Below are 1095 nucleotides of genomic sequence, written 5' to 3'. Positions count from 1 at the left end.
CACGGAGGGCGGGGAAGGGGTGGGAGCGGGGCATTGCCAGCTCGAAGAGCTGAGCCGCCGCGCGGCTCAGCTCTGGCACTCAGCAGGCGTCCGCCGAGTAAGCTTCTTCTCTCCCGCGTACTTGTCCGCCGCCGCCTTCACCATCGGCTTGATGATCTGTGCGTCCGCCTCGTACCAATCGCTGCTGAAGCTCCACTTCGCGCCGTCCCAGGTGTGGATGCGCGCCCAGGTCGAACCCTGGTGGTCATAGCAGCTGGTGCTGATCGGGCGGATCACGCCGTTCAGGCCCAGCGAGGCCAGCTTCTTGTCGTCCAGCGCCAGGTTCTCCAGGCCCCAGCGCACTTGCTCGCCGGTCATGACCTTGCCCTTGCCGAAACGCTCCTGCGCACGCCGCACGGCCTCCACGCCGAGCGCCTGGATGACCAGGCCGCGCGTGTAGAGCACCGAGCCGACCTCGTCCTTCGGGCCCGTGCCCTGTCCCTTCTCATGCACGAGCTTGAGGATGTCCTGGATGACCTTCGGGGTCTGGCCGGAGGTGTTCAGGTTCAACGCGTTGTAGCCCTTGGCGCCCTCGCCCACGTCCTTCACATCGGGCTCGGCGCCCGACCACCAGACGCCATACATCTTGTCGCGCGGGTAGCCGGTGGCCTGGGCCTCTTTCAGCGCGGTGGAGTTCATGACGCCCCAGCCCCACAGCAGCGTGTAGTCGGGCTTTTGCTGGCGCACCTGCAGCCAGGCGCTCTTCTGCTCCACGCCGGGCGCGGTGACCGGGATCTTCACCAGCTCGAAACCATGCATCTTGCTGCGCTCTTMCAGCAGCGGGATGGGCTCCTTGCCGAAAGGGCTGTCGTGATAGACCAGGGCGATCTTCTTGCCCTTGAGCTTGTCCAGGCCGCCTTCCTTCTTGGCGATGTGCTGGATGAGGATGTCGGCCGCCGTCCAGTAGCTGCCCATCAGCGGGAAGTTCCACGCGAATACGCCGCCATCGGCCGAAGCGGACAGGCCGTAGCCCAGCGTGATCAGCGGGATCTTGTCGTTGGGCACCTTGTCGGTCAGCGCAAAGGTGATGCCGGTGGCCTGCGGGTCGAACAGCGT

1 protein-coding gene is annotated in these 1095 nt (G+C 65.8%); it reads right to left on the bottom strand.

Annotation, left to right across the window (positions count from 1 at the left end; all coding sequences use genetic code 11):
* Nucleotides 1–66: 66 nt before the first annotated feature.
* On the bottom strand, nt 67–1095 hold a 1029-nt coding region (locus tag AC1DU6_RS32300), incomplete at its 5' end, for an ABC transporter substrate-binding protein (RefSeq protein ID WP_477862309.1).

Source organism: Roseateles sp. P5_B10 (assembly GCF_056400485.1).
The sequence above is the reverse complement of the archived record's forward strand: the minus strand, read 5'-3'. Positions and strand labels throughout refer to the sequence as shown.